Origin of the sequence: Actinomarinicola tropica (genome assembly GCF_009650215.1) — a bacterium.
GTDB classification, from domain to species: domain Bacteria; phylum Actinomycetota; class Acidimicrobiia; order Acidimicrobiales; family SKKL01; genus Actinomarinicola; species Actinomarinicola tropica.
Map to the genome: position 1 here is coordinate 2,595,388 of NZ_CP045851.1, position 26,335 is coordinate 2,621,722.

Consider the following 26,335-nt stretch of genomic DNA (forward strand, 5'->3'; position numbering starts at 1 on the left):
CCGGCCACTCTATCGACAGCGATGTGGACCGGGCGCGCATTTCGCGCTTGAGCGCGTGCCGTTTCGGGTCGACACAGGAGGGGATGCGCCCGTTCCGCCCCCTGCTCGCCGCTGTCGTCGTCGCCCTGGTGCTGCTCGGCGTCGCGCCGACGGCCGGGGCCGGACCGGTCGACGACGAGGCCCGCTTCGTGGCGCTGGTGAACCAGGCCCGCAGCGCCGCCGGCGTGGCGCCGCTCGCTCCCCACGGGGAGCTGACGGCGCTGGGTCGCAGCTGGGCCGGATCGATGGCCGCCGCAGGCGGCATCAGCCACAACCCGGCGCTCGGCAGCTCCGTGAGCGCCCCGTGGCAGCTCCTCGGGGAGAACGTGGGCCGCGGCCCGTCGGTCGAGGTCGTCTTCAACGCGCTGATGGCGTCGCCGTCGCACCACCGCAACATCGTGGATCCGCGGTTCACCCACATCGGGGTCGGTGTGGTGCACTCCCCCGATGGCGTGATCTACACGTCGCACCAGTTCATGCAGCTCGCACCGCCACCGCCACCGCCGCCGCCGCCGGCCGCGGCAGCCGCACCCGCGGCGGTGCCCCAACCTGCGCCCCCGGCCCCCGCGCCCCCGGCCACCGACCCGCCCCCGGCACCCGTCGAGGCGACGACCACGACCGTGCCGTCGACGACCGTGCCGCCGACTCCCCCGAGCTCGACCCCGGCGCGCTCGGCTCGCCCCGCCACGACCACGTCGACCCCCGACGGCGACGAGCCGCCGGCGTCGCGTGCCGGCACGAGCGACGAACTCACCAGCGCCACGCCGATCGCCTCGCCCGACGAGGACATGCCCGTCGCGGTGATGGGCGCCCCGGCCGCGGTCCTCGTCCTCCTCGTGGCGGCGACGGTGCGCCGACGCCGGCGCGACCGCTCGACCCGCCCCGACTAGCGCAGGTCGTCCTCGTCGGGCGCGTCGACGGGTGCACCCACGACGCCGATGGCCGCGAAGTACTCCATCTGGGCCTCGACGACCGCCTCGACGTCGCTGCGCCGGTACGACCGACCCGCGGCGGCGGCCCGGGCGACGATGCGCTCGACACCCTCGGACGGGTCGACGACCTGGGGCGCGTCCACCTCGTCGTGCTCACCGGCGGTCGTGGCGACCCCGCGCTCGTGCAGGTAGTCGTGGAAGAGGCGCAGGATGATCGTCACGTCGTCGAAGGACAGCTCGGCGGTGACGTCCGACGGCAGCGCCTCGGCGACGAACGCCACCGACTGCTCCACGTCGAACACCGCCCGCTGCGGGTCGTGCGCCAGGTCGAAGGTGACCCGGCCGACCGCCACGGCGGCCACCACGAACACGGCCAGGCCGCCGACGATCCAGACGATGATCTCCACGAGCAGCCGATCGTAGGGCGGCGCCCCGTGGCCGCCCACCCGATGCCTTGTTAGGCTCACCTACCATCGCTGCCCGCCCTCGAGAGGCCACCCGTGACCGACACCGCTCCGGCTCGTCCCGCCCGTCCCCTGCTGACCTTCGAGGTCGTGCGCACCGAGCGCATCGCCCCCCGCATGATCCGGATGGTCCTCGGTGGTGAGGGCTTCGCCGGCTTCCGCGACAACGGCTTCACCGACCGCTACGTGAAGCTCGTCATCCCGAAGCCAGGCGTCGAGTACCCCGAGCCGTGGTCGGTGGAGACCATCCAGCAGGCGCTGCCACGAGACCAGTGGCCGGCCATCCGCACCTACACCGTGCGCCGCGTCGACCCGGCGGCGCGCCAGATCACGATCGACGTCGTCGACCACGGCGAGGGCTACGCCTCCACGTTCGTGGCCAACGCCCGACCTGGCGACGCCGTGCGGCTGCGGGGGCCGGGCGGCGCGTACTCCCCCGCCCACGACGCCGACTGGCACCTCCTCGCCGGGGACGAGTCCGCCCTCCCCGCCATCGCCTCGGCGACCGAGGCCCTGCCGCCGCACGTCGTGGCGATCGTGTTCGTCGAGGTCGACGGGCCGGAGGACGAGATCGAGCTCGTCTCCTCCGGCGAGCTGCGCGTCACCTGGCTCCACCGTCGTGACGGTGCGCCGAGCTTCTCCCAGGCGATCCGCGACCTCGAGTTCCCGTCCGGTCGGGTGCACGCGTTCGTGCACGGCGAGCTGGACCAGATCCGCGGCCTGCGCACGCACCTCCGAGAGGAGCGAGGCGTGCCGGCCGAGGCCCTGTCGATCTCCGGCTACTGGCGGCGCGGCAAGGACGAGGACGGCTTCCAGGCCGAGAAGCACGCCGAGGACGAGCAGCGCCGCGCGCTCGGCCTGGCCTGACCCCGGACGCGCCGGTGGCGTGGCCCGAGGGCCACGCCACCGAACTGTCCGGTCCCCGTGAGGGGCCGCGCGGATCGACTAGATGCCGATGCGCTGGGCGAGCAGCTCGCGGTGGTAGGTCGCGTCGCCGAACAGCAGCTCGGACGACTTGGCCCGCTTGAAGTACAGGTGGGCGGGGTGCTCCCAGGTGAAGCCGATGCCACCGTGGATCTGGATGTTCTCGGCGGCGGCGTGGAAGTACGCCTCCGAGCAGTAGGCCTTGGCCAGGCTGGCGACGGCGGGGAGCTCGTCGCTGCGCTCGGCGGCGCACCAACCGGCGTAGTAGGCGGCCGACTTGGCCGACTCGACCTCGAGCAGCATGTCGGCGCACTTGTGCTTGATGGCCTGGAACGAGCCGATCGGACGGCCGAACTGCACGCGGTCCTTGGCGTACTGGACCGAGGTGTCGAGGCACTCCTGGGCGCCACCGACCTGCTCGGCGGCGAGGGCCACGGCGGCGAGATCGAGGACGGTCGAGAGCACGTCCCAGCCCTTGCCCTCGGTGCCGATGAGCTCGGCCGGGGTGTTCTCGAAGACGAGCTTGGCCTGCTTGCGGGTCTGGTCCATGGTGGCCAGCGCGGTGCGGGTGAGGCCCGAGGCGTCGCCGTCGACGGCGAAGAGCGACACGCCGCTGCCGGTGCGGGCGGCGACGATGATCAGGTTCGCGGTGTGGCCGTCGAGGACGAACATCTTCTCGCCCGAGATGGTCCACGAGTCGCCCGACTGGGTGGCGGTGGCGGTGACGCCCTCCTCGTCCCAGCGGCCGTTGGCCTCGGTGAGGGCCAGGGTGGCGATGGTCTCGCCGGCAGCGATGCCCGGGAGGTGCTTCTGCTTGGCGGCGTCGTCGCCGCTCTCGAGCAGCGTGTTCGCGGCGAGCACCACGGTGGAGAAGTAGGGAGCGCAGAGGAGGCGGCGGCCCATCTCCTCGAGCACGACGATGAGCTCGACGTAGCCGTAGCCCTGGCCGCCGAACTCCTCGGGGATGATCAGGCCCTGGAGGCCCATCTCCTGGCCCATCTGGTTCCAGACGGCGGTGTCGAAGCCCGACTCCGTCTCCATCTGCTCGCGGACGGCCTCTTCGGACGACTTGTTCTGGAGGAAGGCCCGGACGATCTTCCGGAGCTCTTCCTGCTCCTCGCTGAATGCGAAGTTCACTCTCTCCCCCTCGGGATGTGTCGCGGCGCCAGGCCGGCGGGCATGGCGTGATGACGAGCAACGTAGGCGTCGCCGGCGCACCGTGCCAGCCGGTGTGTGTACACGCGTGCTACGTTCCGGCCGTGTCCGACCCGACGAGCGACGCCCTGCCCCGGGTGGGCGTGCGCGAGCTGCGCAACCAGGTGGCCGCCGTCGTCCGCCGGGCCGGCGCCGGTGAGCGCATCGTCATCACCGTCGACGGTGAGCCGGTGGCCCAGCTCGGCCCTCTCAGCCCGACGGCATCGCCGACGCTCGACGATCTGGTCGCCGCCGGACTCGCGCAACCCCCGCGCCGCGCCGACCGTCCCGCGCCGCCGGACCCCGTCGATCCGCCGGTCGACGCCCGCACCTCCTCGGCCCTCGACGCGCTGCGCGGCGGTGCCGAGCGATGACGCTCGCCCTCGACGCATCGGCCCTGGTCAAGCGGTACGTGCGCGAGCCGGGGAGGGACCTCGTCCTCGACGCCATGGCCGCCGACCCGCACTGGTGCGCGTCGGCGCTGGCCCGCACCGAGGCCATGGTCGCCCTGCACCAGGTGGCGATCGGCCGGCGCCAGCAGGAGCAGCTGTGGTCCGCGCTGCGGGACGACTGGGACGCGTTCGTCGTCGTCCCCGTCGACGACCGGTGCCTGGCCCGAGCCGTGGAGATCGGCGCCGGGTTCGGCGTCCGCACCGTCGACGCCGTCCACCTCGCCGCCGCCGACCGCCTCCCGCGACCCGTGCGCTACCTGACGTTCGACCCCCAGCAGATCCCCGCCGCCGCCGCACTCGGCTTCGAGGTCGTGTCCCCCTACGAGGAGTGACCCGCCGGTGCGGTGCCCTCGCCAGCGGTCAGCGCTGGTCGATCCGGTCGTCGGGAGCGACCGCCCTCCGCACCGCCAGCACGAGCGCTCCCAGGAGCACGACCGCCCCGGCGACGAGCGAGGTGGCGGCGACGGCCCACGACGCCCAGGCCAGGACGCTCGCCACCCACCCGATCGGGCTCCTCGGCGTCCACGAGGGCTCCTCGCCGAAGAACCCGCCGTTCACGTCGGACTGCCCGAACGACACGACGGTGGCCAGGACCGCCCAGGCGACCGCGCCCAGCCCGATGAGGAGGAGGCGCCCACCGAGCGCGGTCCATCGCCGTATCCGCACGCCTCCAGCTTGGTACCCGGGCCGCACGAACGGCGTGCCCCGCGGCACACTGGCGGGATGAGTGACACGCTGCACTGGTCCGACGAGCAGGCCGAGATCCACAAGGTCGTCGTCGGCCCGATGGACAACAACGTGTTCGTCCTCCGGTGCCGCCAGACGGGCGAGGCGGTCCTCCTCGACGCGGCCAACGAGCACGAGCGCCTGCTCGAGCTGTGCCAGGCGCTCGGCGTGCGCACCGTCCTCGAGACCCACGGCCACTGGGACCACATCCAGGCGGTGCCCGCCGTGCGCGACGCCGGGTACGAGGTGGGCGTCACCGCCGAGGACGCCGAGATGCTCGATGCCTACGACTACGTGATCGAGCCCGACTCGGTCATCCCCGTCGGCCGGCTGCGGCTGCACACCATCTTCACGCCGGGCCACACCCCCGGCTCCATGTGCTTCCGGCTCGAGGGCTCGCCGGTGCTCTTCAGCGGCGACACCCTCTTCCCCGGCGGTCCCGGCGCCACCAAGTTCCCCGGCGGCGACTTCGACACGATCATCCGCTCGATCGACGAGCAGCTGTTCTCGCGCCTCGACGCCGACACCATCGTGATGCCGGGCCACGGCGACGACACGACGATCGGCGCCGAGCGCCCCCACCTCGACGAGTGGATCGACCGGGGCTGGTGAGCGACACCGACGCCGGCCGTCCGCTCCCGGCCGACGAGCGGCCGATCGACCCCACGCCGGTCCACACCGCCGACCTCCCCGCCACGCCCCTGCGGGACCGCAACATCCCGGCCGAGGCGTGGGTCGAGGCCCCCGCGGCGCTCCTGCGCGCGGGCGACGACATCGGCCGACCGCCGATCACCTACAAGCGCCGGCTCGGGCCCTGGCTGCTCTGGCGAGCCGGACCGGCGCGAGGTGCCGACGCGCGCTACGTCGTCGTCCACGCCGACGACCTCGACCGCCACCTCACGTTCCGGCTCTTCCCCGACGGCTCGGGCGACGGCGTGGGCCCGAGCGGCCGCCGCCACGCCCGGTTCCGGGCGTGGAAGGAGGACCTCCGGGACCACGACGGGGATTAGCACTACCCAGGTAGTGCTAATTCCGGGCCGTGCGTAGACTCGGCGACATGGCCGAGCCGCTGTTCCAGATCGAGGACCTGCACGTCACCGCCGAGGGCCACGAGATCCTCAAGGGGGTCGACCTCACCGTCGGCGCAGGCGAGGTCCACGCCCTCATGGGGCCCAACGGGTCGGGCAAGTCGACGCTCGCCAACACGCTCCTCGGCAGCCCGGAGTACGAGGTCACCGCCGGGCGCATCCTCTTCAAGGGCGAGGACATCACCGACTGGGACACCGACGTGCGGGGCAAGTCCGGCATGTTCCTCGCCTTCCAGTACCCCCAGGAGATCGCCGGCGTCTCGGTGATCAACTTCCTCCGCCAGGCCCTGTCGGCCCGCAAGGGCATCGACCTGTCGGTCCTCGAGCTGCGCCTCTCGATCATGGAGTGGATGGAGCGCCTCGACATGGACCCGTCGTTCGCCGACCGCTACCTCAACGAGGGCTTCTCCGGCGGCGAGAAGAAGCGCAACGAGATCCTCCAGATGGCCATCCTCGAGCCCGAGGTCGCCATCCTCGACGAGACCGACTCCGGCCTCGACATCGACGCCCTGAAGGTCGTCGCCAAGGGCGTCCAGGAGGTCCGCCGCGACCGTCCCGACCTCGGCGTGCTCGCCATCACGCACTACCAGCGGCTGCTCGACCACCTGCAGCCCGACGTCGTGCACATCCTCGTCGACGGTCGCGTGGTCGACTCCGGCGGCCCCGAGCTCGCCCAGCGGCTCGAAGCCGAGGGCTACGACGCCTGGAAGGCCTGATGAGCCTCGACGTCGCCCGCATCCAGAAGGACTTCCCCATCCTCGGCCGTGAGGTCCGGGCCGGCCGCCTCGTCTACCTCGACTCGGCCAACACCTCGCAGAAGCCCCGTCAGGTGCTCGACGCCATGGCCCGCTACTACGAGCGGGTCAACGCCAACGTGCACCGAGGCACCTACCAGATCGCCGAGGAGGCCACCGCGGCCCTCGAGGGGGCACGCGCCAAGGTCGCCCGCTTCATCGGCGCCGGCTCCGACCGCGAGATCGTCTTCACGAAGAACGCCACCGAGGCGCTCAACCTGGTCGCCAAGGCGTGGGGACGACGCCACCTGCGGGAGGGCGACGCCGTCGTGCTCACCGAGCTCGAGCACCACGCCAACATCGTCCCCTGGCACCAGCTCGTCGAGGAGATCGGCATCGAGCTGCGCTGGATCCCGGTCGACGCCCACGGCCACCTCGACCTCACCGACCTCGACCGCCTGGTCGACGGGGCCCGCGTCGTGTCCTTCGCCGCGATGTCGAACGTGCTCGGCACGATCCTCCCCATCGATCGGCTGGTCGCCGCGGCCCACGACGCCGGGGCGATCGCGATCGTGGACGCCAGCCAGTACGTCCCCCACATCGGCACCGACGTGCGGGATTGGGGCGCCGACTTCGTGGCGTTCACGGGCCACAAGATGCTCGGGCCCACCGGCGTCGGGGTCCTCTGGGGCACGCCCGAGATCCTCGACGCGACGCCCCCGTTCCTCACCGGCGGCGAGATGATCCTCAACGTCACCAAGGAGGGCTTCACGCCCAACGAGGTGCCGTGGAAGTTCGAGGCCGGCACGCCGCCCATCGCCGAGATCGTCGGGCTCGGCGCCGCCGTCGACTACCTCACCGAGCTGGGGATGGACGCGGTGCGCGAGCACGAGGTGTCGCTGACGGGGTACGCGCTGCGCACCCTGCACGAGCGCTTCGGCGACCGCCTCACGGTCCACGGGCCGTCCGAGCCGGCCGAGCGGGGCGGCGTGCTGTCGTTCGTCTTCGACGACATCCACCCCCACGACCTCACCCAGGTCTTCGACCAGCACGGCGTGTGCGTCCGAGCCGGCCACCACTGCGCCAAGCCGCTGATGCGTACCATGGGCGTCGCGGCCACCGCCCGTGCGTCGCTCTACGTCTACAACGACGAGTCCGATGTCGACGCCCTCGCCGAGGCGCTCCAGTCGGCGTCGGACTTCTTCGCCATCTGACCGACTGGACCACACATGCCCGGACTCGAAGACCTCTACCGCGAGATCATCCTCGACCACTACCGGAACCCGAGGAACCGCGGCGAGCTCGAGTCGCCCCCTGCCCACCGCACCGAGGGGTTCAACCCGCTGTGCGGCGACGAGATCGTCGTCTACCTGGCCAGCGACGGCGACACGATCGAGGACATCAGGATCGGCGGCCAGGGCTGCTCGATCAGCCAGTCGTCGGCATCGATGATGTCGGCCGCGGTCAAGGGCAAGACGGTCGCCGAGGCCCGCGACCTCGTCAAGGCGTTCAAGGCCATGATGTCGATCCACGAGCACGAGCTCGACGCCGAGGACGGCGCCCCCGAGCCGCCGGCCGACACCCCTGACGTGAAGCTCGGCGACCTCGAAGCCCTCCGGGGTGTCGTGAAGTTCCCGGTGCGGATCAAGTGCGCCACGCTCTCGTGGAACACGCTGGCCCAGGGTCTCGACGAGGTCGAGGCCGACGCCGGCTGACCCCCTGGCCGCCGTCCCTCAGGTGGTCCGGGGCGGGAGCCAGCCCCGCGAGGTCTCCTCGTCGAGCACGCCCTTGATGTGGGCGGGGGTCATGCCCATCGACCGGCCGGCCGTGGCGATGATGTCGAGGTCGGCGTCGCTGATCTCGTCGTCCGCGGTGGCGAGCTCGACGCAGGCTCGCACGACCCGCTCCTGACCGCTCGCCGACAACGTGGCGCCGGCACGGGCGACCACCTCGTCGATGCCGTCCACCTCCAGCTCGGCGATGTCGCGCTCGAGGTCGATCAGCGCGTAGTCGCCGTGGTGGAACCGGCCCATCACGTCGAGGGCGACGCGCCGCTCGGCGTTCGTCACCTTCTCGTCGGACCGGATGATCGCCACGACGAGGTACCGCAGCGCCGTGCGGAGGGCATCGGCCATCTGGCTCGTCGTCGGCAGGTCGAGGACCTTGCGCTCGAAGGGCTCGTCGCACGAGGTGCACTCGACGTACTCGCCGAGGACCTTCAAGGGCAGGACCGGGATCCAGAACAGCGTGAACCAGCGCCGGGCCTGCATCAGGCGGTAGCGACGGTCGCCCCCCTCGTTGGGGCAGTAGAACTCGCCGTCGCCGATGTGGCTGCCCCGCGTCCGCCAACCCCAGATGAAGATCACAGCGCTCCTCGACGTGGTGGATGAGCCCCGCCCCCGCCGGCTCCTGCCTTCCATCGGCGGGGTCCGGCGGCGACTTGAGGGGGTGACACCGGCGCCTGCGGCTCAGGCCTCCGGACGTCCCTCGAGGATCCACCGTGGGCCGGCCCCGTGGGTGGATGCCACGTCGTCGCGGTTGTAGAGCCCGCACGACGAGAGCGAGAGGCACCCGCAGCCGATGCAGGAGTCGAGTTGGTCCCGCAGCCGCTCGAGCTGCGCGATGCGTTCGTCGACGAGCGGACGCCACCGGCGTGAGAGCACCGCCCAGTCCCGGGCGGTGGGCGTGCGGTTCTCCGGGAGCGACGCCAACGCCTCGCGGATCTGGTCGAGGGTGAGACCCAGCTGTTGGGCGATGCGGATGAACGCGACCCGCCGCAGCGCGTCGCGGTGGTAGCGGCGCTGGCCGCCGTCGGTCCGCTCGGTCTGGAGCAGCCCCTCCGCCTCGTAGAAGCGGAGGGCGGAGTGCGGCACGCCCGACCGCTCTGCGACCTCACCGATCGTCAACATCGTCGACAGCACGCACGGCCCCCCATCTCGCGACCTCGATCGAGATCGAGCGTAGGGGGCCGTGCGGACGCTGCGGCTCAGGGACTGGCGGTGCCGTGGAAGATGTAGTCGGTGCCGCCCTCGATGTCGGTGAGGTTCAGCTCCAGCATCACCGGTGTGGCGAAGGCCAGTCGGCGCAGGTGGTGGTCGAGCGCGTCGACGTCCGCCGAGAGCGCGACGTCGGTGGAGGCCACCCACTCCGACGACAGGTCGTCCATGTCCTGGACGAGCAGCTGGGGCACGAACGTGTCGCCCGGTGCGGGCTCGATCTCCCCCACCGTGCCCTCGTCGGTGTACCGGTAGAACGTCTCCGACGCGATCTGGTCGCCGTCGATGCCGAGGGCGAGGATCCCGCGGGTCGTCCCCTCCGCCGACGTGTAGGACACGGGGACGACGATCCGTCGGATCGAGCCGTCCTCCGCCAGGTCGAGCTGGGAGTACGCGGACGCCTCGTTGGTCCCGTCCTCGACGACGAGGTAGCGCCAGTCGTACTCGGCGGTGATCGTGTCGCCGTCGATCGTCGCCAGTCGCTCGCCGAAGAAGGCCACCCGGTTGGTGTCCGCCATGTCGACCTGGCCCCAGAAGAGCTTCGAGGAGACGATGTTCACCCCGGTGCCCGAGACGACGTCGACGGTGAACGACACGCCGTCGTCGGTGCTCTCCACGTCCTCGGCCTCGAGCAGGCGGTCGTCGTCGAGGAAGGCCGGGAGCTGATCGGGGGGCACCTCTTCGGCCCCCGTGTAGTACGCACGGAGGAAGCCGGTCCACGGACCGATGTCGGCCACGTCCTCGTAGGAGGGCAACCCGAGCGACGGGACGGGCGGGAAGTAGACGGCGAGGCCCGTGGCGTCGACGGTCGTGGAGTCGGTGACGTTGAGCAGCACGGCGTCGTCGATGGCGCTGCGCAGGCGTCCTGCCGGCTCGGCCAGCGCGTCGATGTCGGCGAGCAGCGTGGCGAGGTGGCCGACGTCGACCATGTGGCTGTCGTAGGTGGGGTCGGGGTCGCGGCCGAAGCCCAGCGCCTCGGCGCGCCCCGAGCCGATGCGGCCGACGAGACCCCGCGCCTGGGGGTCGACCGAGGCGGCGAGGTCGTCGAACGCCTCGTCGATGGGGTCGAGGAGGTCGAGGTCGACGAGTGACAGCGTGACGCCGGACGTCCGGAGCGACGACGCCTGCTCGGCGTAGCCGTCGATGATGCCGCTGGCGAGGTCCAGGGTCGAGGTGGTGCCTCCCGGGGCGGACACGGCGGACCAGTTCCAGCCGTGCCCGGGCTCGAGCTCCTCGGAGGCGAGGAGGGTGCGGGCGACCGGTGCGAGGTTCTGCGCCACCTCGTAGGTGGCCATGAGGCAGGCGTCGAAGCCGAGGATGTCGAACCGCTCGACGTCGGCGCGGTCGAGCCCGGCACGGACCGCGTCGCGGATCCCGTCGACCGACAGCATCGAGCCCAGCGACGTCTCGTCGATGGCTGCGCCGGGCCACGAGGCGCCGTGGTTCCAGATGACGAGGCCGTTGCGCTCGGAGCCGTACCGGCTCAGACCGTCGGCGACGAAGTCCTCGAGCACCGCGGGATCCCCGGTGTCGAGCTCGCCGAGCTCTTCGACGACCTCCACCTCTCCATCGACGATGTGGAGCATCTTCGTGTCGTCGAAGTCGCCGAGGGACAGCACGGCCTGGGAGGTGTAGGAGGGGCTCCGGTCGACCAGCACGACCATCTCGACGCCCTCGGCCTCGGTCATCTCCTCGAGGTCGACCAGGGCGAAGGGCTCGAGGTCGTTGTCGGCTGCGAGGTAGACGAACATCGTCCACTCGCCCGGCTCGTCGAGAGCGGCCGATGTCGCGGCGGTCTCGGCGTCGATCAGCTCACCGAGGTTCCGGGCCTCGGGCTCGGCGTCGTCGCCGCAGCCGGCGAGGAGGGCGCCGACGAGGACGAGGACGAGGAGACCGGACCGCCCGCGCCACGCGCGGCGCCCGGCGACGGAGGGCTCAGGCCGTGCCATCGACCCAGGCCTGGAAGTACTCGTAGCCGAGCCCGTAGAGGTCGGAGCACCACTCGGACGTCTGGGTGCGACCGCCACAGGTCGATCCGTAGGCCTTCTGCGCCGTGCCCTCCTCGCTCATCTGGTAGAGCGCGTCGCACGCGTTCATCCCGCCCCGGCTGCACGCATCGACGATCCGCTGCTCGTCCTCGGAGGTCGTCGTGCCGTCGAACGGGCTGCCGAGCGGCACGTAGCTGCCGGTCGCGTCGGAGTCGAGGGTCACGCAGTACACGTTCGCCTCGGGCAGCTCGCCGCCGCAGGTGGCGCCCTAGCTCTCGGCGGGCGAGTCGACGAGCGTGTCGAGGTACATGGTGTCGCACGCCTGCATGTCGCCGTCGCGACACGCCTCGTAGAGCGACTGCGCCAGGTCGAGGTCGATGGTGTCGGTGCCGAAGAAGGTCGCCGGATCGGTCTCGTCGAAGGTCGGCGCGTCCTCGTCGACGTCGACGTCGTGCTCCTCGGCGTCGCCGGTGAAGATGCCGGATCCGGGTGCGCCCGTCCCGTCGTCGTCGAACAGGCCGCCGAGGTCGTCGACGGTGGTGGTCGTGGCCGCCTCCGTGGAGGTCGTCGTGGTGTCCTCGACCAGGTCGGCGAGGTTCCCACGGGCGTCCTCGTCGTCACCTCCGCAGGAGGCGAGGACGAGGGCCAGGATGGCGATGCCGGCGCGCAGGCCGGCCCGGCGAGGGCGAGCGTTCACGAGCAGAGCTCCAGTGCTGAGGCGGAGCCTCAGACCCTACGCCAGGCGACCACCCTGCGCGGTCAGGCCAGCGGATCGGCGAACGGATCGACGTCGGCAGGCGCCGGGCCCTCCGCCCCGCCGTCCTCGAGGTACTGCGCGTACCCCGTCCGCTCGAGCTCGGCGGCGAGCTCCGGACCGCCCTCGGCGACGATCCGCCCCTTCACGAGGATGTGGACGGCGTCGGGCTGCAGCTCGTGCAGCAGTCGGCTGTAGTGGGTGATCGCGAGCACGCCGAGCCCGCTCTCCTCGGTGGCCTGCTCGATGCGGCGGCTGACGTCACGCAGGGCGTCGACGTCGAGCCCGGAGTCCAGCTCGTCGAGGATGGCGATCTTGGGGTCGAGCACGCCGAGCTGGAGGGTCTCGTTGCGCTTCTTCTCGCCTCCGGAGAGGTCGACGTTCAGCGGGCGGTGGAGGAAGCGCTCGTCGAAGCCGATGCGACCGGCCTCGACCAGCATCCGTTCCCGCACCTCGGCGTCGGGCCGGCCGGCGGCGGTGAGCGACTCGACCAGGACGTCCTCGAGGGCGACACCGGGCACCTCGGTCGGGTACTGCATGGCGAGGAAGAGACCGGCCTGGGCCCGTCGCCAGGCGGGCAGGGCCAGCAGGTCCTCGCCGTCGAGGGTGACCGACCCGTCGAGCACCTCGTAGCCGGGACGCCCGGCGATGACGTGGGAGAGGGTGGACTTGCCGGACCCGTTCGGGCCCATCACGGCGTGCACCTCGCCGCTGCGGACGACGAGATCGATGCCCTTCAGGATCTCGGTGCCACCGACCGCGGCCCGCAGACCCTCGATGCGCAGCTCGGCGTTGCGGGTCATGGGACCTCCACGTAGACGTCGCCGTCGACGACCGACACCTCGTAGACCGGGGTCGGCTTCGTCGCGGGAAGGACGGTGGGCTCGCCGGTGACGAGCGAGAACGTGCTGCCGTGCTTCCAGCACTCGAGCGTCTTGTCGTCGGGATCGACCTCGCCCTCCGAGAGCGAGATGTCCTGGTGCGTGCACCGGTCGCCGATGGCGTAGACGTCGTCGTCCAGCCGCACGAGGGCGATGGCCGGGACGCCCGGCACCTCGACCCGCAGGGCCGTACCCGGCGCGATGTCGTCGAGGGCGCAGACCCGTGCCGCGGTCATGCCGCACCTCCCGCGTCGAGGCGCTCGGTGATGCAGCGACGGACGATGGACTCCGCGCCGCGCACGGGCAGCTGGGCCAGCACCTCGTCGAAGAAGCCGCCCACGACGAGCCGCTCGGCCACGTCGGTGGGGACGCCCCGGCTCTCGAGGTAGAAGAGCTGGTCCTCGTCGATGGGGCCGACGGTGGAGGCGTGGGCGCAGCGCACGTCGTTGTTCTCGATCTGGAGGTTCGGCACCGACTCGGCCCAGGCGTCGGGCGAGAGCTTGACGTTGCGGTTCGTCTGCACCGCGTTGGTGCCGCGGGCGTCCGGACGGACCTGGATGAGCCCGGTGTAGACCGACCGTGACCGATCGTCGACCGCGCCCTTGAAGAGCAGCTCGCTCGTCGTGTCGGGCGCCGCGTGGTCCTGGAAGGTGCGGAAGTCGAGCGTCTGGTCGTCGCGCCCGAAGTACGCGGCGAACAGGTCGCCGGTGGCTCCCCGGCCCTCCAGGCGGCAGTCGGTGCGCAGCCGGGCGTAGCTGCCACCGAAGGCTGCGGTGAAGGCCCGCAGCGTCGCCTGGGACCCCACGCGGGCGGACTGGTGGGCGATCTGCCAGGCGGCGTCACCGAGCAGCTGGAGGTTGGCGTAGCCGAGCCGCGCCGACGGTGCGGCGTCGAGCTCGACGACCGGGAGGACGAGGGCGTCCACGCCGTCGGGCGAGGCCTGGACGTCGACGACCTGGACCTCGGCGTCGGCGCCGGCCCGGACGACCAGCCGCGGCGTGACGAGCGCTCCCGGCGTCGACGTCCAGCTGGCGACCACGATCGGCCCGTCCACCGACACGCCGGCGGGCACGTCGACGAGCACAGGGTCGGCCGACAGGGCGTCGTTGAGGAGGCCGAACAGGTCGGTGGCCTCGCCCGCCACGGCGCCGAGGACCTCGGCACCGGGCGCGGCGTCGGCCAGCGCACCGACGCCCACGCCCCTGTCGACCCAGGTGGCGGCGAGCTCGACGCGGACGAGCCGTCCGTCGACGAGCACGACGACCCCCGCGCGCTCGGGGATCTCGGCGAGCAGCGCGTCGAGCGCTGCGGGGACGTCGGCGGGGCCGGAGTCGACGACGGGCGCGTAGCGGTCGAGCTGGAGCTCGTCGACGCGGCTGTAGCGCCACACCTCCTCGGCGGTGTCCGGCAGCACCGCGTCGCCAGCACGGGCTGCGGCCGCGGCCCGCCTGTCGCGGAGCCAGTCCGGCCCGTCGAGCGATGCAGCGACGTCGGCGGTGGTGGTGCTCAGGGGATCACGCTCCGGAGTCGGTATCGGTGTCGGTGTCGGGTGGATGTGCGGTGGAGTCGCCGGTCAGCCCCGGTCGCGCCGGAAGAGGCGAGCCCACAGGGGGCGGCGACGGGTCTCGGCGTCGATCTCGGCCAGGATCTGCGGACCGGCGGCGTTGACGATGTCCTCGGCCTCGTCGAGCAGGCGGGCGATGCTGTCGTCGGTGCCCAGCGTGGACGGCTCGTCGGGGGTGGGCGGCGTCACGAGGGTGCCGTGCTGCCAGTCGACGTCGACCAGCCGGCGCTCGAACCCCGCACAGGGATCCGGGCACCGCCACGGTGCCTCCGGCGCCAGGTCGAGGTGGCACTTCCGCACCGTGTCACCGGTGGGATAGGTGCGCGACTCGAAGTTCTTGCACTCCTGGCGCATCGGCATGCCGGCGCTCGCCCTCCCCGGTCGGCGTCAGCCGACCGAGCCCTCCATCTGCAGCTCGATGAGGCGGCTCCACTCGACCGCGTACTCCATGGGCAGCGTGCGCGTGACCGGCTCGATGAAGCCGTTGACGATCATGCCCATCGCCTGCTCTTCGGAGAGGCCACGGCTGCGGAGGTAGAAGAGCTGCTCGTCGGCGACCTTCGAGACGGTGGCCTCGTGGCCGATGACGGCGTCCTTCGACCCGACCTCCATGTAGGGGTAGGTGTCGGAGATCGACGTCTCGTCCAGGATGAGGGCGTCGCACTGGACGTAGCTCTTCGAGCCGTAGGCGTCGTCCTCGACCCGGACGAGGCCGCGGTAGCTGGTGCGCCCGCCGTCCTTCGAGATCGACTTCGAGACGATCTTCGAGGTGGTCTCCGGTGCGGCGTGGACCATCTTGGCGCCGGCGTCCTGGTGCTGGCCCTCGCCGGCGTAGGCCACCGAGAGCACCTCGCCCGACGCCTTCGGACCCACCATGTAGACGGCCGGGTACTTCATGGTGAGACGGCTCCCGATGTTGCCGTCGATCCACTCCATGTGGCCCTCGGCCTCGACCCGGGCCCGCTTGGTGACCAGGTTGAACACGTTGTTCGACCAGTTCTGGATGGTCGTGTAGGTGACGCGTGCCGACGGCTTCACGACGATCTCGACCACGGCGGAGTGGAGCGAGTCGGTGGTGTAGGTGGGCGCCGAGCAGCCCTCGATGTAGTGCACCTTCGAGCCCTCGTCGGCGATGATGAGCGTCCGCTCGAACTGGCCCATGTTCTCGGCGTTGATCCGGAAGTAGGCCTGCAGCGGCATCTCGACCTCGACGCCGGGCGGCACGTAGATGAACGAGCCACCGGACCACACCGCGGAGTTGAGCGCCGCGAACTTGTTGTCGTTCTTCGGGATGACCGTGCCGAAGTAGGCCCGCACGATCTCGGGGTGCTCCCGGAGGGCGGTGTCCATGTCGGTGAAGATGACGCCCTGGGCCTCGAGGTCCTCGCGGTTCTTGTGGTACACGACCTCGGACTCGTACTGGGCGGTGACGCCGGCGAGGTACTTGCGCTCGGCCTCGGGGATGCCGAGCTTCTCGTAGGTCTGCTTCACCGAGTCGGGGAGCTCGTCCCAGGCGTCGACCTGCTTCTCGGTGGGCTTGATGTAGTAGTAGATGTCGTCGAAGTAGATCTCCGACATGTCGCCGCCCCAGTTCGGCATGGGCCGCTTCTGGAAGTGGGCGTAGGACTTCAGCCGGTAGTCCCTCATCCAGTCGGGCTCGCCCTTCATCCAGGACATCTCCCGGATGATGTCCTCGGTGAGCCCGCGCTTGGGCTTGTAGACGTAGTCCTCGGCGTCGCTCCATCCGAGCTTGTACCGACCGAGGTCGAGTCCGAGATCCGTCGCTGCCATGAGGGTCGTGCTCCGGGGGTCGCGTGGTGGAGAGGGATTTCTCCTACGCCGATAGTAACAAGTCCCTCCCGGGGCTCCACACGAGGGCGGCCACCCGTCACAGGATGGGTCGTTCGGACCTGAACTGGGCCGCTCCGCTGCCGATCCTGGAGGGGAGGAGGACGCCCGATGAGCGACCGCGACATCCCGGACCAGCCACCGCGCCGCTCGGAGCGCCCGCTGGTCGAGCTGGCCCCGACCGGGCTCGGCTTCGCCGCGGACGACGGCACCCTCGTGTACGCCAACGCCGCCTGGCGGGAGCTGTACGGCTTCCGCGGGCGCTTCCCCGCCGCCGTCGAGGACGTCATGTCCCTGATCGTCCCCGAGCACCACGACCGCATGCGGGACGTCTTCGAGACCGCCGAGCGGGGCGAGGAAGGGCAGTGCTGGCTCCGCACGGTCGCCGGGCGGCACATCGACCACCGTCTGCGCCGGATCGAGGAGCCGCGCGACCCCTCGATCCGCTACATCGGCGCCGCGACCGACGTGACCGAGCTCACCGAGGCGCTCGACGCGGTGCGCCGCAGCGACGAGCGCTTCCGCACGATCACGTCATCGCTGCCCGTGGCCGTCTTCCGGACCGACCCCGACGGGGCCATCACCTGGGCCAACGAGTGGATGAAGGAGCTCAGCGGCTACGAGCTCGAGGAGGGGAAGGGGCGATCGGCGTTCGACCTCATCCACCCCGACGACCGCCGGGCGGCGCTGTCGCGAGCGATCGCCGCGGCCGACGCCGGCGTGCCGTTCGAGTCCGAGCACCGCTTCATCCGCAGCGACGGCAGCGAGCGCTGGGTGCTCGTCCGCACGACACCCGTCCACGACGCCGACGGCGACATCGTCGAGCACATCGGCACCCTCGAGGACGTGACCGGCTACCACCTGCGCACGAGCGAGCTGGCCCACGCCGCCGCCCACGACCCCCTGACCGGCCTCCCCAACCGGGCCAGCGTGCTGCGGCGGCTCGAGGACCTCTGCGCCGCGTCGCGGGGTCGCTACGACGTCGGGCTGATCTTCATCGACCTCGACGACTTCAAGCAGGTCAACGACGACCACGGGCACCAGGCCGGCGACGCCGTCCTCGTCGAGGTGGCCCGGCGCCTCTCGACGGCCACCCGCAGCCAGGACCTCGTGGGTCGGCTCGCCGGCGACGAGTTCATGATCGTGTGCGCCGGCATCGAGGGCATGGGCCAGGTCGATGCGGTGGCCGAGCGGGCGCGCCACCTCATCGAGGAGCAGCCGATCGTCCACGCCGGCGACGAGCTGCTGGCGCGGGTCAGCATCGGCTGCTCGATCGGCCCTGGCGGCGGCTCGGTCCCCGACCTGATCCAGCAGGCCGACCAGGCCATGTACACCGACAAGCGCAACCGCCGGCACTGAGCGCCCCCACGGGGAGCCGACGGTGTCAGCTGGTCGAGGCCAGGCCGCCGGCCCAGGTGGCGTAGAGCGCCGCGTAGTGGCCCCCGGCGGCGACCAGCTCGTCGTGGGTGCCCAGCTCGCGGAGCGTGCCCTCGGTGACGACGCCGACGCGGTCCGCCCGCTCCGAGGTCGACAGCCGGTGGGCGATCACGATGACCGTCCGGCCCTCCATCAGCACCTCGAGCGCCCGTTCGACGAGCGCCTCGGTGCCGGGATCGAGCGAGGAGGTCGCCTCGTCGAGCACCAGCACGGCCGGGTCGATCAGCGCGGCGCGGGCGAGCGAGACGAGCTGCTTCTCGCCCGCCGACAGCCGTGACCCGCGCTCGGCGACCTCGGTGTCGAGACCGTCCTCGAGGTCCTCGAAGCGCTCCCGCAGGCCGAGGGCGTCGAGCGCCCGGACCACGTCGGCGTCGGTGGCCTCGGGCCGGACGAGGCGGATGTTGTCGCGGATCGTCCCGTGGAACAGGAACCCCTCCTGGGGCACGACGACGATGCGCTGGCGCAGCGATCGCAGCGTCGCGTCCCGCAGGTCGACACCGCCGAACGACACCGTGCCCTCGACGGGGTCGTACATGCGGGCGACCAGCTTGGCGAGGGTCGACTTGCCGGCGCCCGTGGGGCCGACGAGGGCGAGCCGCTCCCCCGGCGAGATCGTGAGGTTCACGCCGGAGAGCACGTCCTCGCCGTCGGGCGCGTAGCGGAACACGACGTCGCGGACCTCGATCTCGCCCTCCGACGGCAGGTCGACGGCGCCGGGACGCTCGGCCACGTCGACGTCGGTGTCGAGCAGCTCGAAGAGCTTCTGGAGCGCGGCGCCCGACGACTGCAGCTGGTTGAACAGCTGGCTGAGCTGCTGGATCGGCTCGAAGAGGTTCGAGAGCGTGAGCACGAAGAAGGCGACGACGCCGATGGTGACGATGTCCTCGGTGACCATCCAGCCGCCGACGCCGATGGCGATGGCGGTGGTGAAGTGCCCGGCGAACTCGATGATCGGGACGTACCACGACTGGACCTTCACCGACTCCATGTGGGCGTCGTAGAGGCCGCGGTTCTCGCCGGCGAAGCGGGTCGACTCGACCTCCTGGCGACCGAAGGCCTGGATGACCCGGACGCCGGCGATGCCCTCCTGGAGGTTCGAGAGCGTGGAGCCGATCCGGTCGCGCACCGTCAGGTAGGCCCGGTTGGAGTCCTTCTGGAACTTGATCGAGGCCAGGACCACGAACGGGATGGCGATCGCGCAGACGAACATCAGCTGCCACGACATGACGAACAGCAGGATCAGGGCGAGGACGAGCAGCATCGTCGCCGACACGAACTGGAGCAGCCCCATCTGGACGAGCTCCTGCATGGCGTCGATGTCCGAGGTCATGCGGGCGATGATCACGCCCGCCTTCTCCCGGTCGTAGAAGGGCATCGACAGCCGCTGGAGGTGGGCGAACACCCGGCGCCGGAGGTCCTTCAGGAACGTCTCGCCGACCCGGGCGAGCGTGGTGATCGCGGTGCGCTGGGCCACGTAGTGGACGAGCGCCACGACGATGTACGCGGCGATCGCGGTGTTGAGGACGCCGGCGTCCCTGGGCGTGATGCCGGAGTCGATGGCCCAGCTCACGATGTAGGGGCCGGCCAGGATGCACAGCGTGTAGAGGGCGATGAGGCCGATGGCGAGCCACAGCTGGCGACGGTGCGGGCGCATCATCCGCGCCGCACGCCGCAGGACGTGCTTGGCCTGCTCGGAGTCGAGCTTGTCGTCCTCGGAGATCCCTGCGGGCATGCCCCTCACAGCCGCACCTCCTCCCCCGCCTCGACGTCTCTCTCGATGGCGGCGAGGACCGTGCGGTACGCCTCGCTCGTGGCGAGCAGCTCGTCGTGGGTGCCGGTGGCGACGATGCGACCGTCGCCGAGCAGCGCCACCCGGTCGGCCAGCGCGATCGTGGCCGGACGGTGGGCGATCACGATCGTCGTGCGCCCCTGCATGACCTCGCCCAGCGCGTCGCGGATCTCGTGCTCCTTCGTCGGATCGACCGACGAGGTGGCGTCGTCGAGGATGAGGACCCGCGGGTCGGCGAGGATGGCGCGGGCGATGGCGATGCGCTGGCGCTGGCCGCCAGAGAGGGAGAACCCGCGCTCGCCGATCTCGGTGTGGTAGCCGAGGGGCAGCTCGACGATGAAGTCGTGCGCACCGGCGAGCCGCGCGGCCCGCTCGATCTGCTCCTGCGGTGCGTCGGGATCGGCGAAGGCGATGTTGGCGGCGATGCTCGCCGAGAAGAGGAACGTGTCCTCGAACACGATGCCCACGGCGCGGCGCAGCTCGGCGAGCGGGGCCTCGCGCACGTCGACGCCGTCGAGGAGGATGCGGCCGCCGTCGACGTCGTAGAAGCGGGGCAGGAGACGGGCGATCGTGCTCTTGCCCGAGCCGGTGGCACCGACCAGCGCGATCGACTGGCCTGCCGGGACGTCGAGCTGGAGCTCGCGCAGCACGGGGGTGCCGTCGGCGTAGGAGAAGTCGACCGCCTCGAACTGGACGTGGCCGAGGGCCGGGCCCTTCGAGGGCAGCTGGCGCGGGTGGGCCGGATCGACGATGCGGGGCGCGGTCGACAGCACCTCGGCCACGCGGTCGCCGGCAGCGGCGGCGCGCTGGGCCTGGGCGATGATCATGCCGAGCATGCGGAGCGGCTGGATGAGCAGCACCACGTAGAGGTTGAACGAGACGAGGGTGCCCAGCGTGAGCTCGTCGTTCATCACCTGGTGGCCGCCGTAGGCGAGCACGGCGATGAGGCCGACGTTCGGCATCAGCTCGATGGCCGGGAGGTAGCGGGCCCGGACGTAGGAGGCGTCCATCGCCGCGTCGTACACGTCCTCGGCCTCGGTCTCGAGCTTGGTGGACTGGGCCGGCTCGGCACCGAAGCCCTTGACGACCCGGACGCCCTGCACCGACTCGTCGACGACCGACGCGAGCTGGGCGGACTCCTCCTGGATGCGCATCACGTTCGGGAACAGCCGGGTCGAGAAGCGCTTGCCGAGCACGTTCACGACCGGGAGCGACCCGAGGGCGAAGAGGGTGAGGATCGGGTCGATGACGACGAGCAGCACCGTCACCAGGAGCACCGTGAGCGCGTTCGAGATCGTCACCGGGATCATGACGACGAACTGCTGGACCTGCTGGAGGTCGGTGTTGCCCCGGCTCATCAGCTGACCGGCCTGGGTGCGGTCGTGGTACGCGAAGTGGAGGCGCTGGATCTGGGCGAAAATCTGGTCGCGCAGGTCGGCCTCGGTCCGGCGGGCCTCGCGGAACGCCATGTAGCGGCGGGCGCCGGCGAAGATGGCCGAGCCGGCGCCGGCCAGCAGCACCATCAGGCCCCAGAAGCGGATCTCGCCGATGTCGGGCGGCTCGGCCTCGATGCCCCGGTCGACACCCTGGCGGACGATCCACGGCACGGCGACCTTGCCGATCGTCCAGAGCATCCCGACGGTGACGCCGAGCGCGATCCCCTTCTTCTGGATGCGGACGCGCTCGAAGAGCAGGGCCCAGCCGGGATGTCGTGGTCTGTCGCTGTCAGAGATGGTGGTGTGCCCCCTCGTGCTCCGCCCCCTGCGGATGGTGCCGCACGGTCCACCTCCGTGCGAATGGTTCCAGAGTCTAACGATTCGCGAGGTGCCCTCCGACACGGGTTCTGCGCACTGTCCCGACGGCCCGCCCGACCGCCCTCGTCCACGCGATGATGCCGCACGTGGACCTGACGATCGACGGAGCCGACCTGCCCGAGGACGACCACCGCGCGGCGGCGCGGCAGCTGTGCGACGCCGCGGAGACGATCGACGCCGACGGCTGGTACCCCGAGATCGAGGTCGTCCGCCCGTGGTCGCAGCACAACCCACGCCTCACCGGCGAGTTCGCCCGACCGTCCGCCATCCGCCGCTACCTGGAGCGCGAGCTCGCCGCGCTCCTCGACCGCGGGGCCCGCATCTCGGTGCGCCCCGCCCGCCGCGCGCTCGGGCTCGACGACCCCGCTCTCTTCGACGCGCTGGACGAGAGCGGGTGGGACCTGCGGGCGAAGAAGCTCTTCCTGTTCGGCCCCGAGCGGATGGCGCTCTCGCTCGACCGGCTCGGGCACTACACCGGCACCTCGGCTGACGCCTTCCAGCGCTACGTCGTCTTCACCAACTACGCGATGCACGTCGACGCGTTCCGCGAGCGCTTCCCCGACGCGCTCGGGCCGAGCCGCGACGGCGTGCAGATGCCCGCGTGGCACCACCTGGAGCCCGACGGCTCCGGCGTCTCGATCGTGAACATCGGCGTGGGTCCGAGCAACGCCAAGACGGTGACCGACCACGTGGCCGTGCTCCGCCCCGACGCCATGTTGATGATCGGCCACTGCGGGGGGCTCCGGAACCACCAGGCGATCGGCGACTTCGTGCTCGCCACCGCCTACCTGCGCGCCGACCACATCCTCGACGAGGTCCTGCCGACGAGCGTGCCCGTGACGCCGAACCAGCGGCTCAACTCGCTCCTCCTCGGCGCGCTCGAACGGCGCGGCGCGGCGTTCCGGCTCGGCACCGTCTACACGACCGACAACCGCAACTGGGAGCTCAACCAGCGCGAGGCGCTCGAGGCGATGCGGCTGTCGCGCAGCGTCGCCGTCGACATGGAGTCGGCCACCGTCGCCGCCAACGGCTTCCGCTACCGCATCCCCAACGCCACGCTCCTCTGCGTCTCCGACAAGCCGCTGCACGGCTCGCCGAAGCTGTCCGCAGCGGCCCGGGACTTCTACGAGGCGAGCCGACGGTCGCACCTCGACATCGCCCTCGAGTGCCTCGACGAGGTCCGCTCGCGGCACCCGCACGGCATCCCGAACGCCGACCTGCGCTCCACCGACGAGCCGCTGCTCGGCGCGCCGCCGGACGTCGACTGAGGGCGGTACCGTCGGGGCCATGGCCACGCCCGTCGCCACCATCGCCTTCGAGCGGGCGCAGCTCGACGACGCCTGCTGGGTCGACGTCGCGCGCGGCTTCGTCGGCGGCCTCGGGCACGACCCGTCCGAGGTCTACGCCGCGGTGCGCGACGGCATCGCGTGGCAGCAGGGTCGGGTGTTCCGCTACGAGCGGTGGATCGACGAGCCCCGCATGGGCGGGATGCTCCGACAGGGCCAGCAGGCGCCCCACATCGTCCTCGACGAGACCCGACGGGCCATCGAGCGCCACTACGGCGTCGGGTTCGGCGGCTGCTCGTTCGCCTACTACCGCGACCACAGCGACTCGATGGGCCTGCACCGCGACCGCGACATGCGGTGGCTCGACGACACCCTCATCGCGCTCCTGGTCCTCGGCGACCGTCGCCCGTTCCACCTGCGGCCTCGGGCCAACCGCTACGACCACGATGCCCCGCACCGCGGCGCCACGGTCGACGTCGCCCCCGGCCACGGCGACCTCATCGTGATGGGCGGCGCGTGCCAGGACCGCTGGGAGCACGGGGTCCCCCGGCCGGCCACCCCCACGGGTGGGCGCATCTCCGCGCAGTGGCGGTGGACGTCGCGCCAGGGCCGGCCCGTGGTCGGGGCGTCCTACCGGGCACCCCGCCACTTCAGCCGGTCACGCTGACGGGCAGCCCTCGGGGAGCCCGAACACCCCCGCAGGTGCTGCGCCTCCCCAAGGGCCGGCGGGCGGGGTCGCGCGCGAGGCGGCTCGAGTCGGTCCGACCAGCGCGGCCGGCGGGCGATCAGTCCAGACGACGCAGCTCGGCGGCGTAGCGCTTGCCGCGAGCGACGTAGAACTCGACCCCCATGCTGATCTGGAGGGGGTCCACCGCGTCGGGCCGGATCTTGGCGGGGACGCCGAGGGCCATCGCGCCGCTCGGGACGACCATGCCGTTCGGGACGACGGCGTTGGCGCCGACGATGGCGCCGGTGTGGACCTCGGCGAGGTGGAGCACGACCGACCCGGAGCCGACGAGCGACCCGTCGTGGACGATGCACCCCTCGAGGTGGACCATGTGGCCGACCACGCAGTCCGAGCCGATCCGGGTCGGGGCGTGGGCCGTGGTGTGCACCACCGTGCCGTCCTGCACCGACGTGCGCTCGCCGACCACGATGCCGCCGTCGTCGCCGCGCAGCACGGCCCCGGGCCAGATGGACGACTCGCCACCGATCGTGACGTCGCCGATGACGACGGCATCGGGGTGCACGTAGGCGGTCGGGTCGATGCGGGGCTCGACATCGCCGAGGGCGTAGACGGGCACGGGTTCAGACCTCCGGTTCGAAGCGGCCGTAGCCGCCCTGGAAGAACAGCAGCGGCATGCCCTCGCGGTGGACGGCGAGGTCGACGACCCGGCCGATCACGATCCAGTGGTCACCCGCTTCGACCACCTGCTCGGTGACGCACTCGATGTGGGCGAGGGCCTCGTCGAGCAGCGGCGATCCTGTGGCCCCGGGGTGCCACGGCACGTCGGCGAAGCGGTCGCCGGCGGTGCGGGCGAAGTGGTTGGAGAGCGAGGACTGCTCGGAGCCGAGGACGTTGACCGAGAAGCTCCCGGCGGGCTCGATCTCGGGCCACGAGCTGGAGCCGTGGTCGACGCAGAAGCCGACGAGCGGCGGGTCGAGCGAGATCGAGAAGAAGGAGCCGACCGTCATCCCGGCGGGGCGGTCGTCGGGTGCGGCGGCGACGACGGTGACCCCGGTCGGGAAGTGGCCGAGCACGCGGCGGAACTCGGTGGGGTCGACGGGCGCGGACGTCGCGGCGGGAGTGGGGTCCTGGTCGCTCACGTCGCCGAGGGTAGCGAGGCGCCGTCGTCCCGGGCACCGGCGGCGGCTCAGCCGATCTCGACGACCACCTGGTGCCAGCCGGTCGCGCCGGACGGGACCGGGGCGGCGCGCTCCGCCGTCTGGGTCTGCCCGTCGTGGTCCGTGGCCCGCACGGTGAGGAGGTGCCGCCCGGGTGTGGCGTCCCACTCGTGCACCCACTGGCGCCACGTGTGGCGGTTGACCTCCTCGCCGAGGCGGGCCTCGACCCACGGGCCGTCGTCCACGCGGACCTCGACGGCGGCGACGCCGACCGGCTGCGCCCACGCGACGCCGGCCACCGCGACCCGACCCCGGGCGATCGTCGCGCCGTCGCGCGGGGTGTCGATGCGGGACATGACCTTCACCGGGCCCTCGACCGCCCAGTTGCGCTCGATCCAGTAGGTCTCGAACCGGTCGAAGCGCGTGAGCTCGATCTCCGACAGCCACTTGGTGGCGGACACGTAGCCGTACAGGCCGGGCACGACCAGACGCGCGGGGAAGCCGTGGCGGATCGGCAGGGGCTCCCCGTTCATGCCGACCGCCACCAGCGCCGGGCGTCCGTCGTCGAGCACCGACACGGGGAAGCCCACGGTGAAGCCGTCGGTCGAGCGGCCGACGACCTGGTCGGCCTCCGGGTCGACCCCCGCCTCGGCGAGCAGGTCGTCGAGCCGGGTGCCGAGCCACCTCGCGGTGCCGATCAGGTCACCGCCGACCTCGTTCGACACGCAGCAGAGCGTGATGTCCTCCTCGACCATCTCGCGTGCGAGGAGCTCGTCGTAGGTGAGGACCAGCTCCCGCTCGACCATGCCGTGGACCCGCAGGCGCCACGTCTCGGCCGGCACCTGGGGGACGACGAGGTTGACGTCGATCCGGTAGAAGTCCGAGATCGGGGTCTGCCACGGTTCGACCCCGCGCAGCCCGAGGTCCGCTCCTGCGGGCACCGGCGGCGCAGCACGGCGCGGCATCGGGAGCACGACGGCCATCCGCGAGGCGACGGCGCTGGCGCGGCCCTGGAGCCACCGACCGGTCGAGCCGAAGATGGCGGCACCCGCGAGCATCGCGGTGCTGCCGAGGATGAACTGGCGCCGGGAGTCGGCCGCCGCGTCGCTGCGGGTGTCGGCGGGGACCCCGGAGCGGGGGGCCAGCCAGGCGATCGCCGGGGCCCCGACCAGCGCGGCCGACGCGCTCGGGATCCACGCGAGGCCGGAGGCGTCGGGTTCGGCGACGGCCGCCAGGGCGCCGACGACGCCGAAGCCGACGATCCCTGCCGCACCGGCGAGCGGGCGGCGCGCGGCGAGGATGCCGAGCAGGCCGCCGGCGAGCGCGGCCACGACGAGGATGCCGACGACCAGCGCCACCTTGTCGTTCGTGCCGAACGTATCGATCGCCCAGTCCTTCACCGAGGCGGGCACCCGGTCGATCACGGCGTCGCCCACCGCGACGACCGGCGACGTGAAGCGGACCGAGAACCCGGCGACGAGCTCGCCGGTGGCCAGGGCGAGGGCGGCCGCGACCAGCCCTGCAGCGGCGGCGCGCGCCTGGCGCGCCGGGTCGTTGGTCGAGGTCTCCACGTCCGTGGT

30 protein-coding genes are annotated in these 26,335 nt (G+C 71.8%); 12 read left to right on the forward strand and 18 right to left on the reverse strand.

Features of this window, described 5'->3' with window-relative positions; translation table 11 throughout:
* The first annotated feature begins 83 nt into the window (after window positions 1-83).
* Window positions 84-929, forward strand: coding sequence for a CAP domain-containing protein (locus tag GH723_RS12760; RefSeq protein WP_153760002.1), 846 nt, complete (start codon window positions 84-86; stop codon window positions 927-929).
* Here the strand turns inward: GH723_RS12760 and GH723_RS12765 are convergent.
* Entirely contained in the window at window positions 926-1,378 is a 453-nt protein-coding gene (locus GH723_RS12765) for a hypothetical protein (protein ID WP_153760003.1), read from the reverse strand. The genes GH723_RS12760 and GH723_RS12765 overlap by 4 nt on opposite strands.
* A gap of 93 nt (window positions 1,379-1,471) precedes the next feature.
* On the opposite strand from GH723_RS12765, the gene GH723_RS12770 reads away from it, so the two are divergent.
* Window positions 1,472-2,302, forward strand: a complete 831-nt coding sequence (locus GH723_RS12770; protein ID WP_153760004.1) for a siderophore-interacting protein — start codon at window positions 1,472-1,474, stop codon at window positions 2,300-2,302.
* Between the two features lie 78 nt (window positions 2,303-2,380).
* Here GH723_RS12770 and GH723_RS12775 read toward each other — a convergent pair whose 3' ends face one another.
* A complete protein-coding gene (locus tag GH723_RS12775) occupies window positions 2,381-3,496 on the reverse strand; it encodes an acyl-CoA dehydrogenase family protein (RefSeq protein WP_153760005.1) in 1,116 nt (371 codons plus the stop codon).
* 122 nt (window positions 3,497-3,618) lie between these two features.
* On the opposite strand from GH723_RS12775, the gene GH723_RS12780 reads away from it, so the two are divergent.
* Together GH723_RS12780 and GH723_RS12785 are read left to right on the forward strand one after the other, a co-directional pair.
* On the forward strand, window positions 3,619-3,927 hold the full coding sequence (locus tag GH723_RS12780; protein ID WP_229022820.1) for a type II toxin-antitoxin system Phd/YefM family antitoxin: 309 nt from the start codon (window positions 3,619-3,621) through the stop codon (window positions 3,925-3,927).
* Window positions 3,924-4,337, forward strand: a complete 414-nt coding sequence (locus GH723_RS12785; RefSeq protein WP_153760007.1) for a type II toxin-antitoxin system VapC family toxin — start codon at window positions 3,924-3,926, stop codon at window positions 4,335-4,337. The genes GH723_RS12780 and GH723_RS12785 overlap by 4 nt, the downstream gene beginning before the upstream one ends.
* 28 nt (window positions 4,338-4,365) lie before the next feature.
* On the opposite strand, the gene GH723_RS12790 is transcribed toward GH723_RS12785, so the two are convergent.
* On the reverse strand, window positions 4,366-4,671 hold the full coding sequence (locus GH723_RS12790) for a hypothetical protein (RefSeq protein WP_153760008.1): 306 nt from the start codon (window positions 4,669-4,671) through the stop codon (window positions 4,366-4,368).
* Window positions 4,672-4,728: 57 nt separating this feature from the next.
* Between GH723_RS12790 and GH723_RS12795 the strand changes: the two genes are divergently transcribed.
* From GH723_RS12795 to sufU, 5 genes are read left to right on the forward strand one after another with little or no spacing between them, the layout of a single operon-like run.
* Window positions 4,729-5,343, forward strand: coding sequence for an MBL fold metallo-hydrolase (locus GH723_RS12795; RefSeq protein WP_153760009.1), 615 nt, complete (start codon window positions 4,729-4,731; stop codon window positions 5,341-5,343).
* Window positions 5,340-5,741: a hypothetical protein gene (locus GH723_RS12800; protein ID WP_153760010.1), complete on the forward strand. Its 402-nt coding sequence runs from the start codon at window positions 5,340-5,342 to the stop codon at window positions 5,739-5,741. Before GH723_RS12795 ends, GH723_RS12800 begins: the two co-directional genes overlap by 4 nt.
* Before the next feature lie 47 nt (window positions 5,742-5,788).
* Complete coding sequence (sufC, locus tag GH723_RS12805) at window positions 5,789-6,535, forward strand: Fe-S cluster assembly ATPase SufC (RefSeq protein WP_153760011.1); 747 nt, start codon at window positions 5,789-5,791, stop codon at window positions 6,533-6,535.
* Complete coding sequence (locus GH723_RS12810; protein ID WP_153760012.1) at window positions 6,535-7,767, forward strand: SufS family cysteine desulfurase; 1,233 nt, start codon at window positions 6,535-6,537, stop codon at window positions 7,765-7,767. Before sufC (GH723_RS12805) ends, GH723_RS12810 begins: the two co-directional genes overlap by 1 nt.
* Window positions 7,768-7,782: 15 nt before the next feature.
* A complete protein-coding gene (gene sufU / locus GH723_RS12815; RefSeq protein WP_153760013.1) occupies window positions 7,783-8,268 on the forward strand; it encodes a Fe-S cluster assembly sulfur transfer protein SufU in 486 nt (161 codons plus the stop codon).
* Window positions 8,269-8,286: 18 nt separating this feature from the next.
* On the opposite strand, the gene GH723_RS12820 is transcribed toward sufU, so the two are convergent.
* The 10 genes from GH723_RS12820 to sufB all read right to left on the reverse strand — a co-directional run bounded on the left by GH723_RS12820 (window position 8,287) and on the right by sufB (window position 16,527).
* Window positions 8,287-8,919 (reverse strand): tellurite resistance TerB family protein, encoded by a 633-nt coding sequence (locus tag GH723_RS12820; protein ID WP_195210286.1) that lies wholly within the window; start codon window positions 8,917-8,919, stop codon window positions 8,287-8,289.
* Window positions 8,920-9,021: 102 nt separating this feature from the next.
* Entirely contained in the window at window positions 9,022-9,462 is a 441-nt protein-coding gene (soxR, locus tag GH723_RS12825) for a redox-sensitive transcriptional activator SoxR (RefSeq protein WP_153761205.1), read from the reverse strand.
* Between the two features lie 77 nt (window positions 9,463-9,539).
* Window positions 9,540-11,498 (reverse strand): clostripain-related cysteine peptidase, encoded by a 1,959-nt coding sequence (locus GH723_RS12830; RefSeq protein ID WP_153760015.1) that lies wholly within the window; start codon window positions 11,496-11,498, stop codon window positions 9,540-9,542.
* Window positions 11,485-11,760: a hypothetical protein gene (locus tag GH723_RS12835; RefSeq protein ID WP_153760016.1), complete on the reverse strand. Its 276-nt coding sequence runs from the start codon at window positions 11,758-11,760 to the stop codon at window positions 11,485-11,487. The genes GH723_RS12830 and GH723_RS12835 overlap by 14 nt, the downstream gene beginning before the upstream one ends.
* 45 nt (window positions 11,761-11,805) lie before the next feature.
* Window positions 11,806-12,234, reverse strand: a complete 429-nt coding sequence (locus GH723_RS12840) for a hypothetical protein (protein ID WP_153760017.1) — start codon at window positions 12,232-12,234, stop codon at window positions 11,806-11,808.
* Between the two features lie 62 nt (window positions 12,235-12,296).
* Window positions 12,297-13,094 (reverse strand): Fe-S cluster assembly ATPase SufC, encoded by a 798-nt coding sequence (gene sufC / locus GH723_RS12845; RefSeq protein ID WP_153760018.1) that lies wholly within the window; start codon window positions 13,092-13,094, stop codon window positions 12,297-12,299.
* The gene (locus GH723_RS12850) at window positions 13,091-13,408 is read right to left on the reverse strand and encodes a Rieske (2Fe-2S) protein (protein ID WP_153760019.1); all 318 of its coding nucleotides are present in this window, start codon (window positions 13,406-13,408) and stop codon (window positions 13,091-13,093) included. The genes sufC (GH723_RS12845) and GH723_RS12850 overlap by 4 nt, the downstream gene beginning before the upstream one ends.
* A complete protein-coding gene (locus GH723_RS12855) occupies window positions 13,405-14,586 on the reverse strand; it encodes a SufB/SufD family protein (protein WP_153760020.1) in 1,182 nt (393 codons plus the stop codon). Before GH723_RS12855 ends, GH723_RS12850 begins: the two co-directional genes overlap by 4 nt.
* Before the next feature lie 159 nt (window positions 14,587-14,745).
* On the reverse strand, window positions 14,746-15,096 hold the full coding sequence (locus GH723_RS12860; protein WP_153760021.1) for a hypothetical protein: 351 nt from the start codon (window positions 15,094-15,096) through the stop codon (window positions 14,746-14,748).
* A gap of 27 nt (window positions 15,097-15,123) precedes the next feature.
* Window positions 15,124-16,527, reverse strand: a complete 1,404-nt coding sequence (gene sufB / locus GH723_RS12865) for a Fe-S cluster assembly protein SufB (RefSeq protein WP_153760022.1) — start codon at window positions 16,525-16,527, stop codon at window positions 15,124-15,126.
* Window positions 16,528-16,695: 168 nt separating this feature from the next.
* On the opposite strand from sufB, the gene GH723_RS12870 reads away from it, so the two are divergent.
* A complete protein-coding gene (locus GH723_RS12870; protein ID WP_153760023.1) occupies window positions 16,696-17,943 on the forward strand; it encodes a sensor domain-containing diguanylate cyclase in 1,248 nt (415 codons plus the stop codon).
* 25 nt (window positions 17,944-17,968) lie between these two features.
* Here GH723_RS12870 and GH723_RS12875 read toward each other — a convergent pair whose 3' ends face one another.
* Complete coding sequence (locus GH723_RS12875; protein ID WP_229022821.1) at window positions 17,969-19,753, reverse strand: ABC transporter ATP-binding protein; 1,785 nt, start codon at window positions 19,751-19,753, stop codon at window positions 17,969-17,971.
* A gap of 5 nt (window positions 19,754-19,758) precedes the next feature.
* Window positions 19,759-21,444: an ABC transporter ATP-binding protein gene (locus GH723_RS12880; protein WP_153760025.1), complete on the reverse strand. Its 1,686-nt coding sequence runs from the start codon at window positions 21,442-21,444 to the stop codon at window positions 19,759-19,761.
* Window positions 21,445-21,710: 266 nt separating this feature from the next.
* On the opposite strand from GH723_RS12880, the gene GH723_RS12885 reads away from it, so the two are divergent.
* Window positions 21,711-22,892 carry a phosphorylase family protein gene (locus GH723_RS12885; protein WP_229022822.1) on the forward strand — a complete coding sequence of 394 codons (1,182 nt, stop codon included), beginning with the start codon at window positions 21,711-21,713 and terminating at the stop codon, window positions 22,890-22,892.
* 19 nt (window positions 22,893-22,911) lie between these two features.
* A complete protein-coding gene (locus GH723_RS12890) occupies window positions 22,912-23,577 on the forward strand; it encodes an alpha-ketoglutarate-dependent dioxygenase AlkB (RefSeq protein WP_153760026.1) in 666 nt (221 codons plus the stop codon).
* A 118-nt stretch (window positions 23,578-23,695) separates the two neighbouring features.
* Here the strand turns inward: GH723_RS12890 and GH723_RS12895 are convergent, their stop codons facing one another.
* From GH723_RS12895 to GH723_RS12905, 3 genes are read right to left on the reverse strand one after another with little or no spacing between them, the layout of a single operon-like run.
* Window positions 23,696-24,214, reverse strand: coding sequence for a gamma carbonic anhydrase family protein (locus GH723_RS12895; RefSeq protein ID WP_153760027.1), 519 nt, complete (start codon window positions 24,212-24,214; stop codon window positions 23,696-23,698).
* A gap of 4 nt (window positions 24,215-24,218) precedes the next feature.
* Window positions 24,219-24,737, reverse strand: a complete 519-nt coding sequence (locus GH723_RS12900; protein WP_153760028.1) for a flavin reductase family protein — start codon at window positions 24,735-24,737, stop codon at window positions 24,219-24,221.
* Window positions 24,738-24,784: 47 nt separating this feature from the next.
* Window positions 24,785-26,326: a molybdopterin-dependent oxidoreductase gene (locus tag GH723_RS12905; RefSeq protein WP_153760029.1), complete on the reverse strand. Its 1,542-nt coding sequence runs from the start codon at window positions 26,324-26,326 to the stop codon at window positions 24,785-24,787.
* Between the last annotated feature and the right edge of the window lie 9 nt (window positions 26,327-26,335).